Source organism: Adlercreutzia muris, assembly GCF_041223505.1.
Taxonomy (GTDB): Bacteria; Actinomycetota; Coriobacteriia; order Coriobacteriales; family Eggerthellaceae; genus Adlercreutzia; species Adlercreutzia muris.
This window is the reverse complement of the sequence record NZ_JBCLQK010000006.1, coordinates 196241-215709: the sequence shown is the minus strand read 5'-3', so window position 1 is coordinate 215709 and position 19469 is coordinate 196241. Positions and strand designations below refer to the sequence as shown.

Annotated in this window: 14 protein-coding genes and 2 tRNA genes; 2 read left to right on the top strand and 14 right to left on the bottom strand. The window is 67.9% G+C overall.

Features of this window, described 5'->3' with window-relative positions; all coding sequences use genetic code 11:
* Positions 1 to 5: 5 nt before the first annotated feature.
* The 14 genes from AAK988_RS07550 to AAK988_RS07485 form a co-directional block, all read right to left on the bottom strand.
* Complete coding sequence (locus AAK988_RS07550) at positions 6 to 1061, bottom strand: rod shape-determining protein (protein WP_016308611.1); 1056 nt, start codon at positions 1059 to 1061, stop codon at positions 6 to 8.
* Between the two features lie 108 nt (positions 1062 to 1169).
* Positions 1170 to 2459, bottom strand: coding sequence for a Ni/Fe hydrogenase subunit alpha (locus tag AAK988_RS07545; RefSeq protein ID WP_369872505.1), 1290 nt, complete (start codon positions 2457 to 2459; stop codon positions 1170 to 1172).
* 3 nt (positions 2460 to 2462) lie between these two features.
* The gene (locus AAK988_RS07540) at positions 2463 to 3248 is read right to left on the bottom strand and encodes an NADH-quinone oxidoreductase subunit B family protein (RefSeq protein ID WP_369872506.1); all 786 of its coding nucleotides are present in this window, start codon (positions 3246 to 3248) and stop codon (positions 2463 to 2465) included.
* Positions 3249 to 4160, bottom strand: coding sequence for an FAD/NAD(P)-binding protein (locus AAK988_RS07535; protein ID WP_242370320.1), 912 nt, complete (start codon positions 4158 to 4160; stop codon positions 3249 to 3251).
* Complete coding sequence (locus tag AAK988_RS07530; protein ID WP_135970831.1) at positions 4150 to 5187, bottom strand: 4Fe-4S dicluster domain-containing protein; 1038 nt, start codon at positions 5185 to 5187, stop codon at positions 4150 to 4152. Before AAK988_RS07530 ends, AAK988_RS07535 begins: the two co-directional genes overlap by 11 nt.
* Positions 5188 to 5642: 455 nt before the next feature.
* Positions 5643 to 6047, bottom strand: coding sequence for a nucleoside-diphosphate kinase (gene ndk / locus AAK988_RS07525; RefSeq protein ID WP_135970830.1), 405 nt, complete (start codon positions 6045 to 6047; stop codon positions 5643 to 5645).
* A gap of 81 nt (positions 6048 to 6128) precedes the next feature.
* Complete coding sequence (locus tag AAK988_RS07520; protein WP_135970829.1) at positions 6129 to 7508, bottom strand: tetratricopeptide repeat protein; 1380 nt, start codon at positions 7506 to 7508, stop codon at positions 6129 to 6131.
* 81 nt (positions 7509 to 7589) lie between these two features.
* The gene (locus AAK988_RS07515) at positions 7590 to 8117 is read right to left on the bottom strand and encodes a peptidylprolyl isomerase (protein WP_135970828.1); all 528 of its coding nucleotides are present in this window, start codon (positions 8115 to 8117) and stop codon (positions 7590 to 7592) included.
* Positions 8118 to 8209: 92 nt separating this feature from the next.
* Positions 8210 to 9526 (bottom strand): 23S rRNA (uracil(1939)-C(5))-methyltransferase RlmD, encoded by a 1317-nt coding sequence (gene rlmD, locus AAK988_RS07510; protein WP_369880577.1) that lies wholly within the window; start codon positions 9524 to 9526, stop codon positions 8210 to 8212.
* Positions 9527 to 9614: 88 nt separating this feature from the next.
* A tRNA-Arg gene (locus tag AAK988_RS07505) sits at positions 9615 to 9690 on the bottom strand.
* Positions 9691 to 9800: 110 nt separating this feature from the next.
* Positions 9801 to 10730, bottom strand: coding sequence for a diacylglycerol/lipid kinase family protein (locus AAK988_RS07500; protein WP_369872509.1), 930 nt, complete (start codon positions 10728 to 10730; stop codon positions 9801 to 9803).
* 31 nt (positions 10731 to 10761) lie between these two features.
* Positions 10762 to 11181: a GtrA family protein gene (locus tag AAK988_RS07495; protein WP_262999073.1), complete on the bottom strand. Its 420-nt coding sequence runs from the start codon at positions 11179 to 11181 to the stop codon at positions 10762 to 10764.
* Between the two features lie 120 nt (positions 11182 to 11301).
* Positions 11302 to 11376, bottom strand: a tRNA-Glu gene (locus AAK988_RS07490).
* Positions 11377 to 11454: 78 nt separating this feature from the next.
* Positions 11455 to 12456 carry a glycosyltransferase family 2 protein gene (locus AAK988_RS07485; RefSeq protein ID WP_369872510.1) on the bottom strand — a complete coding sequence of 334 codons (1002 nt, stop codon included), beginning with the start codon at positions 12454 to 12456 and terminating at the stop codon, positions 11455 to 11457.
* A 494-nt stretch (positions 12457 to 12950) separates the two neighbouring features.
* Here AAK988_RS07485 and AAK988_RS07480 point away from each other — a divergent pair, with 494 nt between their 5' ends.
* Together AAK988_RS07480 and AAK988_RS07475 are read left to right on the top strand one after the other, a co-directional pair.
* The gene (locus AAK988_RS07480; protein WP_369872511.1) at positions 12951 to 17702 is read left to right on the top strand and encodes a hypothetical protein; all 4752 of its coding nucleotides are present in this window, start codon (positions 12951 to 12953) and stop codon (positions 17700 to 17702) included.
* Positions 17703 to 17974: 272 nt separating this feature from the next.
* Entirely contained in the window at positions 17975 to 19450 is a 1476-nt protein-coding gene (locus tag AAK988_RS07475) for a glycosyltransferase (protein ID WP_276519104.1), read from the top strand.
* Positions 19451 to 19469: the final 19 nt, after the last annotated feature.

Here is a 19469-nt window from a genome sequence, read left to right as displayed (position 1 = left end):
CGCCCTTACTTGGAGCGCATAAGCGTCTGCTTGAGGGCCGTCGGCGTCTCGAGCACCTTCAGGCAGCCGGACACCACATTGGTGAGCGCCGTCTCGGACACCCACACGGGAATCTCCAGCTTGTCGGTGAGGTAGCGGTCCAAACCCGACAGAAGGCCGCCGCCGCCCGTGAGCAGGATACCGTTCTGGATGATATCGCTGGCCAGGTCGGGGTTGGTCTTCTTGAAGGTATCCTTGATGTGCAGCACCATCTCCTCGATGGGGGCCTGCAGGGCCGCGCGCACGTCCTCGGACTGAATGGTCACTTCCTTGGGCTGCTCGGTGTAGACGTCCTGGCCGGAGATGATCATATCGCGCTCGCGACCGTCCTCGAAGGGCAGGATGGAGCCGATCTTGATCTTGATGACCTCGGCCGTGCGCTCGCCGATCTTGATACCCAGAAGGTCGCGCAGGTGCATGGCGATGGCCTCGTCGAGGCGATTGCCGGCCAGACGCAGGCTGGAGGAGGTCACGATGCCGCCCAGCGAGATAACAGCCACCTCGGTGGTGCCGCCGCCGATGTCCACCACCATGGAACCGGTGGGCTCGGTCACAGGCAGATCGGCGCCCATTGCAGCGGCCATGGGCTCCTCGATGAGGTAGGCCTGGCGCGCCCCGGCCTGGATGGCGGCCTCGAACACGGCGCGCTTCTCCACGGAGGTGGCGCCGCAGGGAATGCAGATGACGATGCGGGGCTTGGGCTGCCAGGGGTACTTCCGCTCAGAGGCCTTGTTGATGAAGGCCGACAGCATGGCCTCGGTCACGTCGTAGTCGGCGATGACGCCGTCCTTCAGGGGGTGCTCCGCCGAGAAGGCGTCCGGCGTGTGGTTGATCATGTTCTTGGCCTCATGACCGACGGCGAGCACGCGGTGGGTGGACTTCTCTATGGCGACGACGGAGGGCTCGTTGATGACGATGCCCTCCCCGGTAATGGCAACGAGGGTATTGGCAGTCCCCAGGTCGATGGCCATGTCCGCAGACATCTGGCCGGTCAGGCTGGAGAACATATCAAGGAATGACATACAGGCAAACCCTTCGGAAAACGTATAGGTTACAGTCAGCCTCAGATTTTAGCACAGGCCCCCCAGAGGCGCGGAAACTCCACAGGTAGAGGGCAATTTCCGCGCCCCTTAGTGCACGCTGCAGGACAGGCAGGGGTCGTAGGCGCGAACGAGCTTCTCGATCTCCAGGCGAATGAGGGCGCCGTCGTAGCCCTCCCCCACCATCTTCTCGGCCAGCTGGCGCATGTCGGCTTCCAGATTCGCGATGTTCTGGGCCGTGGGGGTGAGGATGGAGGCGCGGCGCACCCGGCCGTCCCCGTCGAGCTCCAGCCGGTGGAAGAGGGCCCCGCGCGGGGCCTCGGTGAAGCCGGTGCCCACGCCGGCCCGCGCCGCGAAGGGCACCGGCGCGCTTGTGCCCGAAAACTCGTCGTCAGCCAGGCGCCGGCAGAGGGCGGCGCAGCGGTCGAGCACGTCCACCAGCTCCACGGCCTGGGCGATGTTGTTGGCGAAGGGGTTGTACTCCGGCGGCCTCAGCCCCGCCTTGGCCGCGACGTAGCGAGCGTCCTTGCAGAGAGCGTCCCAGCTGGCGTTCACCCGGGCCAGCGCCGCGGTCATATAGGGCGCGCCCGTGCGCCGGGCCCGGGCGAGGAAGGCGGCCGAGGAGCCCTGGGGGTATTCCTCGATCTCCTCTTCCACCGCAGCGGCCGCAAACTCATAGCCGGCCCTCACGAAGCGGGCCGTATCGGAGGTGCACACCGGGTAGGCGCCCGGGGCCATCATGGCGAGCATGTCGCCGGCGGTCTCAAGGGCGATGGTATCGAAGTCGCGGAACAGATCGACGCTGGCCAGGGCGAAGGCGCGGGAGGAGTCCATGGCCTCGGCCAGGCGGCGGTACTCGGCCGCCTCGATCTCGTGGGTGAAGCCGCCCACCACCGCCGTGATGGGATGGATGGACCGCCCGCCCACCAGCGTGCAGAGCTCGTTGCCCAGGGCCTTCAGCCCCAGGGCTCGCTCCAGAAGATCCGGGTTCGTGTCGGCCAGGGGAAACACCGACTTGTGGCCCAAAAAGTCTGGGGCGGCGAACACGAACAGGTGCGTGGCGTGGTTCTGAAGATAGGAGCCGTAGACCAACAGCTCCCGCAAGGCCTCGGTGCGGTCGGTCACCGCCACGCCGAAGACGGCCTCGATGGCACGGATATCGGTGACCACGTGGCTCGCCGAGCAGATGCCGCAGACCCGGGAGGCGATGTAGGGCACCTCTTCGAAGGAACGGCCCACCACCATGGACTCGAAGAGCCGGGCCGGCTCCACCACGGCCATCTCGCAAGTGGTCACCTCCCCGTTCTCGATGACAACGCGGATGTCGCCGTGGCCCTCCACGCGGGCCACGTGATCGACGCTGATGCAGGTGGCGGTCATGGCTTACTCCTCCCCTGCCGGGGCCAGGGCCACGGCGTTGAACATCTCCAGGGCCTCGTCGAAGCGCTCGGGCGCGAAGCCGCGGCTAGCCGCGAAGGCGCGGCCCGCGTCCACGTTGGCGTCGGGCGAGAGGCCGGCGCAGCCGTTGCAGGCCCGGCCGAGACCGGGGCACTTCGCCCCGCAGCCGGCGCGGGTCACGAGCCCCAGGCACATCTGGCCGCGCTTATAGAGGCAGCCGCCCTCGCCCTGGGCGCACTGGCCGCAGAGGGTGGCGGTAGCATCCAGCCGGTTGCTGCCGTAGAGGGCTGCGTCCAGTACCCGCACGAACTCGAAGGGGTCGACAGGGCAGCAGTTCACCGTGAAGTCCACATCGATAACGGACGACACGGGCGCCGGGGCCCGCAGAACGCCGCAGGCCGCGGGAAGCCCCTCCCCGTAGACCGCTTCCGCATGGGACGCGAGCGCGCCGGCGGCCATGCCGGGAATGCCGCCGGTGGCCGCGCAGGACCCGATGGCGATGACGCAGGCCGCGCGCTGCCGCAGGGCGCGCACGGTCTCGGCCGCCTCCTCGGTGGTGACGGCGCCCTCGATGACGGCCACGTCGAAGGTCTCGGGCATGGGCTCCGACGTGGTGAGCTGCCAGTAGCCCAGCTCGATCTGGCCGAGCACCGCCAGAAGGTGGCGCTCGATGTTGGTGATGTTGATCTGGCAGCCGAAGCAGCTGGCCAGGCCTACGAGCACGACGCGCGGGGCGCGGGCCTCGCCGGCGGTGGCGGTGTTCTCGCTCATTTACATCGACCCCTGGATGTTCTTGGCTTCCCAATAGTTGAAGACCGGCCCGTCGATACAGCAGTACTGATGCCCCACCTGGCAGTGGCCGCACTTCCCCACGCCGCACTTCATGTGGCGCTCGAAGCTCATGTAGATGCGGTCGTAGGGAATGTTCTTCTTCCGCATCTCGGCCACGACGAAGCGGTACATCACCGGCGGGCCGCACAGGGCCCCGAAAGTGTTGGCCGCGTCGATCTGGAGGTGCTCGAAGGGCTTGGTGACGAGCCCCTCTTCCCCGTCCCAGGTCTCATCAGCGTGGTCGACGGTGAGGTACAGATCGAAGTCCTTGCGGTGGCGCCACATCTCGAACTGGTGGCGGAACATGACTTCTTGCGGGTTGCGCGAGCCGTAGATGATGGTGACCTTCCCGAACTCGCTGCGTTCATCGTGGATGTTGTTGATGAGCGAGCGCAGAGGCGCGATGCCGAGGCCCCCGGCCACCAGCAGCACGTCGTGGCCGCGCATGGCCTCGATGGGAAAGCCGCGGCCGAAGGGGCCGCGGATGCCCACGATCTCGCCGCACTGCATCCGGTGGAGCCGCTCGGTGAAGCGGCCGGCGCGACGCACGGTAAGCTCGATGAAGCCGCGCTTAGTGGGCGACGAGGAGATGGAGATGGGCGCCTCCCCCACCCCGAACAGAGACAGCTCCACGAACTGGCCCGGGGCATGGCAGAACGCCTCGCGGATCTTCTCGTCCACGAGCCGGAACTCGAAGAGCTTCTCGGTGGCCGTGAGCTCGGTGATGGAGGTGATGCGGGCCGGCCAGGGCCGGTAGGGGTTGGCGGCCATGAGCTCGGCGCCGGTCATCTCGGGGCCCTCGTCGCGGTAGGGATGGACGGCCACGGTGGCGCGAGAGGCGCTACTCGCCATCGTCGGCCCCCTTTCTCTCAAAGAACTTCAGCACCTCGATGGGGCTGATGCCCACCTTGCAGGCGGCGGCGCACCGCCCGCAGCCCACGCACAGGCTGCGGTCGTGGGTGGCCAGAAAGCCGTTGAGCTTGTGGTACATGCGATGGCGCACCCGCTCGGCGGCTGTGGGGCGGAAGTTGTGGCCGCCGGCCACCATGGCGAACTGGGGCGAGGTGCACCCGTCCCACACCCGCTCGCGCCGGCCGGTCTCCGCGCCGGGATCAAGCGTGTCGCGGATATCGAAGCAGTAGCAGGTGGGGCACACGCTCGCGCAGGCGTTGCAGGACAGGCAGCGGCCGCCCAACTCGTCCCAGAAACCGTCCTCGTGGAAGGCGTCCATGAGCATGGGGATCTCCTGCACGTCGGGGATGGCCCCGTTGAAGGCCCCCTGGCGGGCGCGGGTGGCGGCGCGGAAGGCGGCGCGGTCGGCATCGGTGGCCTCGCGCACGTCGCAGGCCCCCTCCAGGATGTTCGCCGCCGTGACCGACCCGATGGACACGAGGAACCTCTCGCCGATGGCGTTCAGGAACAAATCGTAGCCGGGCCGGGCCTCTTCGGAATCCATGAGATGGCAGAAGCAGGTGTCGCCCGGCGTGCAGCTGACCCCCACGATGAGGGTGGCGTCCTGGTGGGCCCGGTAGTAGGGATCGGGATAGCGCGGGTCGTTGAACACGCTGTTCAGGTTCATGATGCCGTTGATGTCGCAGGCGTGCACCCCGAACAGCACCCGCGGGCGCACCTCGTCCACGTAATCGGTGACGGCGTTCTCCCGCGCGTCGAACTCGAAGAGGGTCTCGGTCGCCGGCAGGAAGTACTTCTTGGGCGAGGCGATGGTGGTGGGGTAGTCCAGTGCGATCTCGTCGAAGTCGGAAACGGCGGCGAACACGTATTTCTCGCCGCGCCTGACCGGTGCCACCACTTCATAGCGCTCCATGAAGGCCGCCACGAGCGAGGGCACGTCCGCGCGATCGATGACACGGTACAGCATAGGCGATCGAATTCCTTCGGTTCCCTGGGTCTTCTCCTTGGCCCTATGGTAACCGCTCGGGAGCGCTTGTGCGCCGACAGGTCGCCTGGCGGCCGAAAAACCAGATGAAACCTACCGCGCCCAGGATGGGAAGACAGGCCATCCGCGCCCCTCACGCAGAAGAGCCCCCATCGGCAAGGCCGGTCCCGCGTTTTCGTTTCCCAAAGACGAGAATTTGTGCAGCAAGCTCCGCGAAGTAGATGCCCCAGAGCCCACAGACTGCAAAATTCCGCGGTTTTCACGGGAAGAGATCGGTCGGATCGGCCCACCAGTCCCCCTCGCATCTGCTTCGCGGAGTTTGCTGCACAAAAACGGGAAATAAAGAAACAGCGGGAAGCCCGTTCGGGCTTCCCGCTGTCGCACAGGCGCCGGAAGAGTTTCCACTCCGGCGCGAACAGGTCAAAGGACCGCTTTTCCTAGGCGAAGAAAATCGCGATCTCGCGCTCGGCGGACTCGGGAGAGTCGGAGCCGTGGATGACGTTCTCGTCCATGATGAGGCCGAAATCGCCGCGGATGGTGCCCGGGGCCGCCTCGGCCGGATTGGTGGCGCCCATAAGCGAGCGGCACTTGGCCACAGCGCCCTCGCCGGAGATGACCATCTTCACCACGGGGCCGGAGGTGATGTAGGCGATGAGGCCCTCGTAGAAGGGCTTGCCCTCGTGCTCCTTGTAGTTGGCAGCGGCCTGCTCGGGGGTGACCATGCCGAGCTCCATGCGCTCGACGACAAGGCCGGCACGCTCGAAGCGGTTGACAATCTCGCCAATGTGGCCGTTGCGCACGCCGTCGGGCTTGATCATGGAGTAGGTCTTCTGAATAGCCATGGGTATCCTTTCGAAATGGGGTTCAGGTCATGCAAACGGCCCGCACACAGGGCGGCCGATTATGCCATAGGGGGCCAGGGCCTAGCTCTGACTCGGGAAGTACAGCTCGATGTTGGTAACCTTCCAGCCGATGCCGTCGCGGGCGAGCGATACCTGGTAGGTGACCGTTCCGCCCTCGCCGGTGGCAGCGGTGGCATAGACCACCGAGTCGCTCATGGAGCGGTTCATGCCGTCGATGGTCACGTTCGGGTCGGTCACCACCGGATCCAGCATGGCGGCCACCTTGGACTCCTCCACACTGCTGGCGAGCACCGTGCCCGGAGCAGCGGCCGGATCGGCGAACAGCGTCTTCACCACCTCGTCCTGGGTCGGCCAGCCGTAGCCCTGGACGTAGGCGAACACGCCGGCCGCAGCGGCCAGCACGATGACGACCACGAAGAACAGCAGCACCTTCAGGCCGACGTTGCGGCGCTTGCGGTCCTGCTTGGCCAAACCGCGCGACCACTGCTCCAGTTCCGCGTCGGTGGCGGTGAAGAAGCGGTCGTTGTCCACGTTGTCGTAGGCGCCCACGTAGCCGGGGAAGTTGGCCGGATCCACCTCGTAGGGCTCGTCGTAGTAGAAGGGCTCGGCCGCGGCCTCGTCGTAGGCCTCCACATCGTAGACGCTCGAGCCGTCGGCGGCCACGTCGAGGCCGGACATATCGGCCAGCTGGAGCACCTGGGTGGCCTGGTTCTGCTCGGAGGTGCCCTGGGCCACGGCGCCCACGGCCCGCTGGTAGTCCACGCTCGCCGAATCGGACAGGAAGTAGGTCTTGTCGGCGATGGCCTCCTCGAAGGCGTGCACGGCCTTCTCCATCTGGCCGCAGGCCACGTAGGCCTGGCCAAGGGAGGCCTGGAGCTTGTTACGGGTTGCCGGCAGCATGTCGAACTGCATGGCGCTCTCGTAGGAAGCCACGGCATCGGCCGGGCGGTTCAGGGCCATGAAGCACACGCCCAGGTTCAGCAGGGCCTTGGTCGGATCGGGGTTCGCCTCGTCGAGGGCCGCCTCGCGGAAGGCCACGCCGGCCTCGGCGGACTTGCCGAGCTTCATGAGGGCATTGCCCATGCCCATGTAGGACTTGTAGGGCGTGGGGTTGGTGTTGTCGGTGACCGACTTCTCGAAATAGCGGATGGCGTTGTCGTAGTCGCGCAGGGAGGCGTAGGCCATGCCGAGGTTACACTCCACGGTGCCGAGCGCCCCGTAGGCCGGGTCGGCCGTGGCCTGGCTGTAGGCCTGGATGGCCTCCCGCGGGTTCTTCAGCTTCACCAGGCAGTTGCCGATCTGGTGGTAGAGCAGGCCCATCTCGCCGGGGGCCAAGGGGTAGTTCGTGTCCTGCAAGCATTCCGTGAACGTCATCAGCGCACCGCGGAAATCCCGCAGGCGGTAGCGCTCATTCGCTCGATCGAATAACTCGTTGTTCATAGACTTCCTTCGCTCGGTCTTCCTTGCAGGTAGAGGCCCCGGGGCCGCGGGCGGCCGCGCGGGGCCGCCGAGGGAGCGCCCTTAGGCGTTCTCGATGGTGATGGACTCGATGACGTCGCCGGCACGGAGCTGCCCGATGACGTCCTTGCCCTCGATGGTCTGGCCGAACACCGTGTAGCCGGAATCCAGGTTGTGCTGGGGACCCAGGCACAGGTAGAACTGGGAGCCGGCAGAGTTCGGATCCATGGAGCGGGCCATGGCCAGGGCGCCGTCCTCATGGGAGTTGTTGGGATTGGTGGTGTACTCCTCCTTGATGGAGTAGCCGGGGTTGCCGGTGCCGAAGGGGGCGAAACCGGCGGCACGGCCGGCGGCCACCTGCTCGGGCGTGGCCTCGCGGGTGTTGGGGCAGCCGCCCTGGATCACGAAGCCGGGCACGTAGCGGTGGAACTTCAGGCCGTCGTAGAAGCCCTTCTGGGCCAGTTCCACGAAATTGCCCACGTGAATGGGGGCGTCGTTGCCGGCCAGCTGCACGCGCACGGTGCCCTTGGAAGTGCTGATGACGGCGATCTCCTCGCCGGTGGGCTGGTATTCGGGGGTGTACAGAGCCATGGGCCCTCCTTTTCCTCGCTGCGCGCCGCCGCGGGTGGGGGCCGGGGGCGGTGCGGATCGTATCTTTACATACGGGGAATGATTCTAACAGGTTAGCGGTCGGAACGCTCGAAAATGCTAACCACTTCCACATGGTAGGTCTGGGGAAAGAGGTCGACGGGCGTTGCCCGCGCCAAACGGTAGCCCGCGGCCTCGAAGCGGGCGACGTCCCGGGCCCAGGTGGCCGGATCGCAGCTCACATAGGCCACCCGGCGCGGGGCCGCCGCGGCGATGGAGTCCACCACCCCCTCGGCCAGGCCGGCTCGGGGCGGGTCCACCACGAGGGCGTCCAGGTCCCCCAGCTCCGGCAGCTCCCGGGCCGTGTCGCCGCCGATGACCTCGATGTCCACCCCGGCCCGCTCGGCGTTGCGCCGCAGGTCGCGCACTGAGGAGCCGGCCGACTCCACAGCCACCACATCGGCCCCGGCCGCGGCCAGCGGCACCGAGAAGGTGCCCCCGCCGGCGTAGAGATCGGCCACGTAGTCGGCCTCTTCCAGCTCCAGGCCCTCCTGCACGAGGGCCACAAGCCGCTCGGCCTGGGCGGTGTTCACCTGGAAGAACGACGGGGCGCTCGTGAGGAAGCGCGCACCGGCCAGCTCCTCTTCCCAGCAGCCCTTGCCCGCGATGGCCTCCACCTTCTTCACCTTGCGAGCGCGGCCCGGCTCGGCCACCACGCGCACCAGCGAGGTGTTCTTGCAGGCCTGGGCCAATGTCTTGGCCGCCGCGGCCCGGGGGAAGGGGCCCGGCGCTGTCCATAGGGCCACCTCCACGTCCTTGGTGCGCAGGCTGCCGCGCACCCCCACGCGGAAGATGCCCAGGTCCTCGTTGCCCGAGAGGAACCGCAGGGCGCCCCGCAGGGCCTTCGGGGCCTTCTCGATGAGGCGGTTGGCCAAGGGGCACGCCTCGAGGGGAACCACCTCGGCGCTGCCCTCGGGGCGCATGCCGAGCACGAGGCGGCCGGCGCCGTCGGCGCCGCAGGCCAGCTCCAGCTTGTTGCGGTAGCCCCATTCCCGCTTCGAGGGGACGCACGGCGCCACGAGCTCCTCGGCCCGAACCGGGTCCACCCGGCCCGTGCGCACGAGGGCGTCCACGACGTTGGCCCGTTTGGCCGCCAGCTGGGCCGGATAGGCCATGGGGGCCCAGGAACAGCCCCCACAGCCAGCCGCGCAGGGGGGCGCCACGCGGTCGGGAGAGCTCTCCATGAGCCGCGCCACGGTGGCCCGGGCGAAGCGGGGCTTGGCCTCCACCACCTCCACCTCGGCCACATCCCCCGGGACGGCCCCCTCCACGAAGACGGTCTTGCCGTCGGCCAGGCGCCCCACGGCGGCCGATCCGTAGCTCATGCGGTCGATGGAAACGGTCTCGGTCATAGGGGCTCCTTCGGTCGGGCGCCGGGGCGGCGCGGCACAGCGGCGAAAACGAGAAAGGGCGGACCTGCTGGCCCGCCCTGGTCAATCGTGGTGCCCTCGACAGGATTCGAACCTGCGGCACCTTGCTCCGGAGGCAAGTGCTCTATCCCCTGAGCTACGAGGGCGCATAGGGGTGCCCCGCATCGGGGCGCAGGCTATTATAGTGCAAAAGTCGCGCCCGCGCCGCAAAACTCCAAAATCCCCCACGGACGGCCCCGCCCGGCGGCCGCGGCCCCTAGCCGAAGATCACCGTGAGGGCGCCCGGGATGCAATCGATGGCGAAGCGGTCGCCCTCGATCTTCTCGCCGTCGATCTGAGCGGGCGGCTCGCGGTCGAAGGACAGCTCCAGCGCCTCGGCGCGCTCGAAGTGGATGTGGCTGTTCCCAGTGTGGCGCCCGAAGCGGGCGGCCAGCAGCACGGCCAGAGCGCGCCCCGGCGCCAGCTTCGGCACGGCCCAGCACAGGTCGAGCAGGCCGTCATCGAGGGCCGCCTCGGGCGTGATGCGGAAGTGGCCGCCGTAGGTGGGCCCCACCTGCACGGCGAACAGGTAGCAGCTGCCCTTCAGGTGGATGGGGGCGAGCCCCGGCGCCGCCCGCGGGACGTTCAGCGCGAAGTCGTAGGTCTCGAGGTGATGGAACAGCTGGTCCACGGCGCTTTCCAGATACAGCCGCGTGCCGGCCCGGCCCGTGCGCACCCGCCGCTCCATGGTATCCAGGGCAATGGCCGCATCCAGGCCGAAGGAGAGCGTTTCCACGAAGTAGCGGCCGTTCACGCGCCCGATGTCGGCGGGGCCGGTGCGGAAGGCGAGGATCTGGTCGATGGCCCGCGGAATGGAAGAGGCCATGCCGAGGGTGGCCGCGTAGTCGTTGCCGGAGCCGGCCGGGATGACCCCGAGGGCCGGCCGGGCCGCCGCAGGGCGCTCCATGAGCCCGGAGGCCACCTCGTTCACGATGCCGTCGCCGCCCAGGGCGATGACGGCGGCCACCTCCTCCCCCAGCCCCGCCGCCAGGGCCGTGGCGTGGCCGGGCCGCTCGGTGAGCAGAAGGCGGAAGCCGTCGGCGCCCACCCGGGCCCGCAGGTGGCTGGCTGCCTCCACGGCGGCCCAGGAGCCGCGGCCGTTCTGGGCCGCCGGGTTGGCAATGAGCGCGATCTGTCCGATAGCCATCGGCCTCACTCCCCTCGGTTCCGCGCCGGGCTCACAGAAGCTCCAGCGGCTCAATGGCCGCCGTGTCGCCGGCGTCGAGGAATTTCTTGCGCGTGACGAAGTTGTAGACCATCACCACAGCCGTGGCCGCGATCTTGGTGATGAGATAGCTGATGCCCAAAAACGACGTGCCGAGGAACATGAGGGCGTCGTTGATGGCAAGGCCGATGACCGACAGCACGACGAAGATGACGAACTCCCGACGACGGGAGAGCCCCTCTTTGTGGGTAAACACGTAGCGCATGGAGGCCAGGTAGTTGAACACCACTGACGCGGTGAACGAGATGGTGGCCGACAGCAGGTACTCCACGCCGGCAAGCTCGGTGAGGGCCACCATGAGGCCGTAGTCGATGACGAAGGCCGCCGCGCCCACGACGCCGAACTTCATGAACTGCTGGACGAGCTTTCCCATGATCCCTTCCGCTGCGCAGAGCCGTGCCCGATCGCCCGGGCCCCCGGTGCCGACGGCCCCCGCTTGAGGTGCCGGCAATCCGACAAAAAAGGGAGAACCGAAGTTCTCCCTGCTCATTCATGGTGCCCCCAACGGGAATCGAACCCGTGTCTCAGCCTTGAAAGGGCCGCGTCCTGACCTCTAGACTATGGGGACGTGCAAAATAGCTTGAACAGTATGGCAGAGAAGGCCGCCCATTGCAAGGCCCTCGCCGAGAATTTCCCGCAGCGGGCCCTAGCGCCACCGATCGGCCTCCATGACCCGGTAGACGCTCATCTCCCACTGGCGGCGATGGGACTTCGCCACCGTGTCCAGGATGAGACCGGCCGTGAGCGAGAGGGCCGCCGTGAGCATGAAGGCCACGGCCAGCACCGCCGAGGGCAGGCGCGACACGTAGCCGGAGTCCAGGTACTCCCCGATCACCGGCACGCCGGCGGCCAGGCCGCACAGGCCGAGCACCACGGCCAGCCATCCGAAAAAGGCCATGGGCCGGTAGTCGCGGAACAGGCTCGCGATGGCGGCGATGACGAGCATGCCGTCGGTGAAGGTGGACAGCTTGCTCTCGGAGCCCTCGGGACGGTCGCGGTAGACGATGGGCACGTCGGCCACGCGCCAGCGGCGGTCCACGGCCCAGATGGACACCTCGGTCTCGATCTGGAAGCCCTCGCTCATGACGGGCATGGTCTTCACGAAGGCTCGGGAGAAGGCGCGGTAGCCGGTCATGACGTCCTCGAAGGCATAGCCGTAGATGAGGCGGATGAGCCGGCGCACGAGGTTGTTGCCGAAGCCGTGGAAGGGCCGCTCGTTCTCGGCGCCGTAAGAGCCGTTGGAGATGCGATCGCCCACGGTCATATCCGCCTCGTCGGCGGCGATGGGGGCCAGAAGGTCGCCGGCCGCCTCGGCCGGGTAGGTGTCATCGCCGTCCACCATAAGGTAGTAGTCTGCGTCGATGTCGCGGAACATGGAGCGCACTACGTTGCCCTTGCCCTGGCGGCTCTCGCGGCGCACCACCGCGCCGTGGGCCGCGGCGATCTCGGCGGTGCCGTCGGTGGAGTTGTTGTCGTAGACGTACACCGTGGCCCGGGGCAAGACGGCCCGGAAATCGTCCACCACCTTGGCGATGGTGACGGCCTCGTTGTAGCAGGGAACGAGCACGGCCACGCCCTCCCCGCGCCGTACGGCGGCCACGGCCTCGGCCGTGGCCGCGGGATTCGATGTCGTAGCGATGTCGGTCATAAACTCTGGCTCCTCGGGAGTTCGCTGATCGGTCGGATAATCGTATCGCAAATCGCCCGGGAGGGCCACGGGTTCAAAATCTTTGCGGAACCCCCGTTACCTTGGATGGTTGCCCCGGGCGGTCACCGCCCAACCCGTCGCGCAGACACGAGCCCAGCCCCGATTCACATGCCGAGCAGCAGGGTGGCGGTTGCGGAATCGCGGGAAAAGGGATATATTCGGCGTTGGCTTGCCATTAACGAGAGAAGGAGAAGCCATGCCAACGAAGCGAAGGGGTTCGCTTCTGCGTCTCGGTCTGGCCGCGGCACTGGCCTGCGGGATGATGCCCGCGGCAGCGCTCGCCAGCCCGGAGGACCCAAGCACAGAGACCCCCCCCCATCGAGTTTTCTGAACCGGTAGGCGACGCTGCCGCCACGGAGGCGACCCTCGACGACCCCGCTACACCCCACGACGGGAAAGGCGAATCCGCCGAGATGGTGCCACCGTCCTCAGCTGTGGCACTTCTCACCGCCGCAACACGCACCCTCACAGACGTCCCCGCAGGCAAAACGAGCGAGCAGGACTCCCCCTCCACCGACAACCTCACCGACGATCACCCGACGGCACAGTCCGCCGAAGCCGGCGATCTCCGGATAAGCGGCGGCACCGCCGGCACCGACTGGCGCCTCGACGACACGGTGCTCCATATCATGAGCGCAAAGCCGATGACGGTGCAAAACGCCCCCGGTAAAACGGTGTCCACCACCACCATCGAGATTGACGCCGGAGTGCACGCCGACCTCACCTTCAGTGGCGTAAACATCTCCAGTGCCTGGATCCCCCTCAATCTGACTACCAACAAGCAGGCCACCGCCGACGGCAGTGCCGCCACCGAAGGCAATCAGATCCTGCCCGAGAAGCGCACCTCACTCCATCTCACCTTGGCCGACGGCAGCGAGAACCGCCTTGTCACCAGCAGCGGAGAGCACGCGGCCCTCCGCTGCGGCGACGGCTCCGTCCTTACCATCGACGACGGCGTGCGCAATATCGATACTAACGGAAACGAAGTCGTGCCCGAGAAGGGCCTCATCGGACGAGATGTGACCCTCGCCTGCGGGCGCGTCATAGGGAAAGGGGCAGGACTTTCCGCGCTTGACAGCGGCGATCCAGGCTCCCTCACCGTCACCGGCGGCCAACACGGAGCCGGCATAGGCGGCGGCGCGCGCGAAGCGGGTGGCACCATGACCTTCAACGGCGGCGTCATCGTCGTTCAAAACGGAGCATGCTACTCCAGCGCCGGCATCGGTGGCGGCGGCAGGGGAAGCGGCACCGCCACGCTTATAACGTTCAACTCAGGCACCTACAATATCCAAGGCGGAATTCACGGGGCCGGCGTTGGAGCCGGAGGATGGAACGGAGCCTATAGCGGCTCCCCCGCCCTACCAGCCGACCACATCTATGATATGGCGCCCGACACCAACAACCAGACACCCGTTGGCGGCAACATCCTCATCAACGGCGGATACCTCATCTCGAAAGGGGGCAGCGAGCACGGCGCAGGCTTCGGCGGAGGCTGCTCCACCCGCCCCTCAATGAAGGGCTGCACCATTAGAATAACCGGAGGCACCCTCCTTCCCAAGGGTGCCGGCCTTGCTTCGGACGGCATCCTCCTGCCTGATTTGGGCGGCCACGACGGCTACGTGGTGATCGAGGGCGGATCGGTCTACGTATCCGGCCAAAAGAACTTCATCGGCATCGGCGATACCGCCTGGGGAAACACCGATTACAGCGACGATGCCAATAAAGTGTTCATGGTCACCATCGACCTGTCGGAGGAGCTGAGGAAGAACAACGTTGCCGAGGGCATCGACCCCGAGAACCTCGACAGCCTCATCGAGAGCTGGGAGTTCTCGGTCGGCGGCGAGACGTACCCCTATGGCGCCCCAGCCCAGTTCGACAAAGGCAAGCTCTATCTCTGGCTTCCCGAGAGCGCTGCCGAGAAGACCATCTCCGTCACCTTGAAGTACAAGGACGACAACGGCAATATCCGCGAGGTGCTTCCCCTCTTCCGCGAGCCCGATCAGGAGGGAGACCTGCTCAAGCGCTATTTGAACTTCGAGATCGCTGACCCGGCGTATCTGCAATCCCTCACAAAGTACTACGATGGCACGCCACTTCCCGCCTACGACCTCTCCGCGCCGGGCCATGCCATCACAACGCCCCCGCCCGATGACAAGCGGCTCGATAAAGTGACCGATGACGGGGGTCGCCAGTTGATCCAGTACTATTACCAGCCCTACGACAAGACCCCTGACGGCGGAGCCGACCCCACGCCGACGGGGCCGGAAACGAGCGATACGGCTAAGGACGCCGCGGGCAACACCGTCACCGTCATGCCCTCCAACGCCGGCGCCGTGAAGCTCACCATGGTCTCGAAGCAGTACGCCGACGAGAACAGCACCGACCCCGAGATTCAGGAGTTCGCCAAGAGCTACTGGGGGCACCGCGCCTTCATGTGGGGCAAGATCATGCCCATCGCGTCCCGAGTGCGTGACATCGAAGCCGAATGGGAAGATGAGACGGATGCGAGCCAGCGGCCCGGCGACGTTGCCCATCCCTCCGACCAGGTGCTCCGCGTGAGCGCCGTCATCGACAGGGCGGATACCGTGGACGGTGAGCCCGGCAGCGAGAAAACCCGAGACACCTGCCAAGCCGCCCGGGGACGCGTGCAACTCTACGTGGACGGCAAGGCGGTCGGCAGCCCCATCGACCTTATATTCCCCGGAGACATCGACGAGAACGGTAAGGAAATTCCCGCCGACGACCCCCGCGTGAACGCCACCGTGGAGCCCAACGGCAAAGGAGGATCTGCGACGCGCTTCTCCCTAGCCCGGGCCGCGGCCACCTCCGACTTCCTCGTGCCCACCCAGGGCAAGGAGGGGCGTCACGAGATCTCCCTCCAGTTCCTGCCGCCCTCCGAGGCGCAGCGTGAAGCGGGCCAGCCGGCGAACTACCTGGCGAGCCAAGACCCCACGAAAGACCCCTCGGTGCCTCGAGCCGAGGTGGCCATCGAGCCCATCGATCCGAATCCGAAAGTGGAGCTGCCCGCGACTCCCGGCCTCGATCCGGCCGATGCGCCCACCCTGGAGACCGACTACGACCACCCCGCCAGCGACGATCCCGCCAGCAAGTACAGCGACAAGACCTACCAGGGCACCCTGGAGCTGGTCTACCAAAAGCCCGCTGCCGACGGGACGAACCCCGGCCGCATCGAGCTGAAGCTCGACACGCCGTCGTCGGGCGCAATCACCGTGACCACCGCCGACGGTACCGTCGTGAAGGCTGAGGTGGTAACCGACGACGAGGGGAATCCCGTGCGCGACGAGAACGGCAAGATCACCGTGCGCGTGGACCCCGAGGGCGTGGGCAAGACCGAGCTCGTCATCAAGCAGGAGCCCAACGGCGCCTACACGGGCACCACGTTCGATTACGCCGTGACCGTGCGCCCCCAGCCGAAGATAGCCCCCGCTCCCGTCCTGGCCAAGAAGGCCGAGAACCTCACCCATCCAGACGGGCCGACGCAGCCCGGCGACCGCATCCGCTACACCGTGACGGCGTCGAACACGACCGCGGGCTCGCTGTGGACCCAGGTAATCGTGACCGACCCCCTGCCGCTGAGCCTCACGCTCAACGAGAGCACCGTGCGCCTCGACAACCCGCGCGGCGGCATCGCCGCCAAGGAGCTCTCCCGGGCCGATTCCGTGGGGGCGGCCGATGTGGGCTCGTTCGCACTCTCGGCCCCCGACGCGGGCGGGCGCACGACCCTGACCGTTCCCACGGGCGATGTGGCCGGCGGGTCCACGGCCACGGCCACCTTCGAGTGCACCGTGAGGGCCGGCCTCGACTTCTCCGACCCGTTGGTGCTCGACCTGGAGAACATCGCCTCGGCCGAGGGCAAGCGCCCGAATCCCGACAACCCTGACGGCCCCGATACGGGCCCGGTAGCGCCGGCCCCCACCGACCCGGCCGCGCCGTCCGGCGGCGCCACCGTCGCCCCCGCCGATCCGGTCATCGAGATGACCAAGGCCGTCGAGAACCTCACGGCCCCCGACGCTTCCGTCACCCACCTGGGCGACCGACTGCGCTACACCATAGAGCTGAGCAACACGGGCATGGGCGACAGCTGTCTCATGGGCGCCGTCGTCTCCGATCCCCTGCCCGCCGGCATCGAGCCCGCGGCCGGCACCTTCGCCCTGGCAGTGGACGGAGGCGAGGCCATCGCGGTAAACGACGCGGCCTATGATGGGGAAACGCGCACCATCGCCGTCACCTGTGGCGATCTGTGGGGCGGCCACTCCGTCGTGCTCACCTTCGAGGCCGTCGTCGGCGAGGCGGCCCTGGGAACCGACGGGGCCAACATCGCCGAGGCCCACGGCACGGTTCCCTCCAAGGACCCCGACGCGCGGCCCGAAAGCCCCGATGCCGGCCGACCCGCAACGCCCCCGACGGACGCGCCGGCGGCCACGACCCCTCCGGCCGAGCCGCCGACCATCATCCCCAACGACCCGGAGGACGGCGACGTGACCATCGCCAAGAGCGCCGAGAGCCTCGTCCGCGAAGACGGCACCACCCGCGTGGGCGACGTGGTGCGCTACCGCATAACCCTGCGCAACAACGGGCCGGCCACCGGTTGGATGGATGCCGTCATCCGCGACGACGTGCCCGTCGGCATCGAGCCTGTGAGCGAGACCATCCGCCTCACCCTTCCCGACGGGAGCACGGTAGCCGTGGACGACAGGACCTACGACCCGGCAAGCCGCATCCTCGCGGTCGCCTGCGGCCAGCTCTACGGCGGCCAGGAGATCGTCCTCACCTTCGACGGGCTCGTGACCGCGGAGGCCCTGGACGCTGACATCGGCAACGTGGCCATCGGCTACGGCACGTTGCCCTCCGAGTGGGACCCCGCCGACGAGCATCCCGCGCCGGGCGACCCCTTCACCCCGGGCGAGGGCTGGGATGCCTGGGAGAAGAGCCGCCAGAAGGTGGTCACCGATCCCGTCTACCCGCCCGGTGTCTCCGCCGCGGGCGGCGTGCTGCCCGAGGAGACGCCCGGCGATGCCGACCGCAAGGAGGGAGCCACCATCCGCCACAAGCTCGCCCAGACCGGCGACGCCCTGGCCGCAGCCGCGCTGCTGCCCCTGGCCGCCGCCTTGGCCGCCGGCGCGGGACTGCTCTCCAGTCGGCGCCGAATGAGGCGGACCCGATAGGCGCCCGCGCACTCCTGAACCGGCCGCGCGGCGCCCTCGCCCCTGTGCCCGTTCCGTGCTTCATGGCACCACCCTCTGAGGCAAGTGGGGCCGGAAGCTTTTGTTTCCGGCCCCACAATCGGGGGTTCAGCTCACTCGGGCTCCCCGTTTCGCTGCAAGCCCTTCCGCGCCGCCCCCGCCGCCCTCCCCTCGCGGCGAGGGCGGCGGGTTGCCATTTGCGGGTAATGCGTCAAGTCCGGGGCGTGCTCGGGCAAATACGCTATGATGTTCCCATGAACATATCTGATACGAAACCAGCGGGCGCGATCGAGCTGCCCGCATCAATGGAGCCCGGCGCCCTCGCCCCCTCGTCGCCGACGGGGCAGGCCGCCCCCTCCGCCATCGAATCGTCCGAGGCGGCCTGCGGCGAGCTTGCCTCCCCCGATGCCATCACCGCCACCCAGACCACGCTCGCCCGCGCCACCGACGAGGGGGACCCGGTCATCCTCGTCGTCCACGCCTCGGTGGGCAGCGGCCACCGCAGCGCCGCCTACGCCATCGCCGAGGCCATTCAGAACGCCGGCGAGCGCGCCCGCGCCGGCGCGGCTGACCCCGCCCTGCCCGCAGGCCTCGACCCCGCCCTGGCGGCCCGAGCCCGGGTGGAGGTGCTCGACATACTGGACTTCGGCCGCATCGTCTTCGACGGCGATGCCACGGCCTCCATGTTCACGGGATGGACGCGCCCCTTCTACGACATTACCTGGCGCTACGTGCTCACAGGGCGCCTTCTGTGGGGCGGCGGCACCATCTGGGCCCACCTCATGTACCCCCGCTTCGTGGAATTCGCGCGCCAGGTACGCCCGGCGGCCATAGTGGCCACCCATATCACGGCGGCCAACGTGGCCGTGAGCGCCCGCATGCTCACGGGGCAGTCCTTCCCCATTCTGTGCGTGCCCACCGACTACGAGGCCGAGGGGCTGTGGCCCCACCTGCACACCGACCTGTTCTGCGTGGCCAACGAGGCCATGGCCGAGACCCTGCGGCCGCGCCGAGTGCCCGAGGACCGCATCCTCATCACCGGCATCCCCGCCAGCCCCGCCTTCTCCCGCGACTACGACAAAACCGCCGCCCGGGAGAGCTTCGGCCTGCCCGCGGATAAAATCGTGGTGCTGGCTCTGGCCGGAGCGAAGCTGCCGCGGCCCTACGTGCACTTCCGCGAGGCCCTCGACGAGCTGCTCCCCTTCATGCACCGGCTCCCCAATATGGAGCTGGTCATCGTGGCCGGCGCCGACGAGGAGTACGAGCGGCGGGTGCGCCGGGAGGTGGCCGACTTCGGCCTGGACAACGCCCGGGTGCTCGGCTACGTCACCCGCATGGCCGAGCTCATGGAAGCCGCCGACGTGGTCATCTGCAAGCCCGGCGGCCTCACGGTGACCGAGTGCCTGTGCGCCCGGGCCCCCATGATCCTGCTCGGGCGGGCCTACGGCCAGGAGAAGGCGAACGTGCGCATGCTCACCGCCGCCGGCGCCGCCATGGCCGCCACCACGCCCCGCGAGCTTTTGGATACCCTGCGCCACATCAGCGAGCACCCGGCCTCGGCCGACGCCATGCTCATCAACGCGTCGCTTTTGCGCCGGCCCCACGCCGCCGATGCCATCGCGGCGGCCACCTTCGACCTCATCGCGAAGGAGCCGCCCCGGGACGGAAAGCTTCGGAGCCGCCACTTCGCCCACTTCTACTGGGGCCGCAAGCCGGCCCACACCCGCTAGCCCCGCCGTCCCGACCCTC

Bases quoted from the DNA above. Each gene is read 5' to 3' on its own strand.
- AAK988_RS07550 (WP_016308611.1), bottom strand. From the start codon at position 1,061: ATGTCATTCCTTGATATGTTCTCCAGCCTGACCGGCCAGATGTCTGCG.
- AAK988_RS07545 (WP_369872505.1), bottom strand. From the start codon at position 2,459: ATGACCGCCACCTGCATCAGCGTCGATCACGTGGCCCGCGTGGAGGGC.
- AAK988_RS07540 (WP_369872506.1), bottom strand. From the start codon at position 3,248: ATGAGCGAGAACACCGCCACCGCCGGCGAGGCCCGCGCCCCGCGCGTC.
- AAK988_RS07535 (WP_242370320.1), bottom strand. From the start codon at position 4,160: ATGGCGAGTAGCGCCTCTCGCGCCACCGTGGCCGTCCATCCCTACCGC.
- AAK988_RS07530 (WP_135970831.1), bottom strand. From the start codon at position 5,187: ATGCTGTACCGTGTCATCGATCGCGCGGACGTGCCCTCGCTCGTGGCG.
- ndk (WP_135970830.1), bottom strand. From the start codon at position 6,047: ATGGCTATTCAGAAGACCTACTCCATGATCAAGCCCGACGGCGTGCGC.
- AAK988_RS07520 (WP_135970829.1), bottom strand. From the start codon at position 7,508: ATGAACAACGAGTTATTCGATCGAGCGAATGAGCGCTACCGCCTGCGG.
- AAK988_RS07515 (WP_135970828.1), bottom strand. From the start codon at position 8,117: ATGGCTCTGTACACCCCCGAATACCAGCCCACCGGCGAGGAGATCGCC.
- rlmD (WP_369880577.1), bottom strand. From the start codon at position 9,526: ATGACCGAGACCGTTTCCATCGACCGCATGAGCTACGGATCGGCCGCC.
- AAK988_RS07500 (WP_369872509.1), bottom strand. From the start codon at position 10,730: ATGGCTATCGGACAGATCGCGCTCATTGCCAACCCGGCGGCCCAGAAC.
- AAK988_RS07495 (WP_262999073.1), bottom strand. From the start codon at position 11,181: ATGGGAAAGCTCGTCCAGCAGTTCATGAAGTTCGGCGTCGTGGGCGCG.
- AAK988_RS07485 (WP_369872510.1), bottom strand. From the start codon at position 12,456: ATGACCGACATCGCTACGACATCGAATCCCGCGGCCACGGCCGAGGCC.
- AAK988_RS07475 (WP_276519104.1), top strand. From the start codon at position 17,975: ATGAACATATCTGATACGAAACCAGCGGGCGCGATCGAGCTGCCCGCA.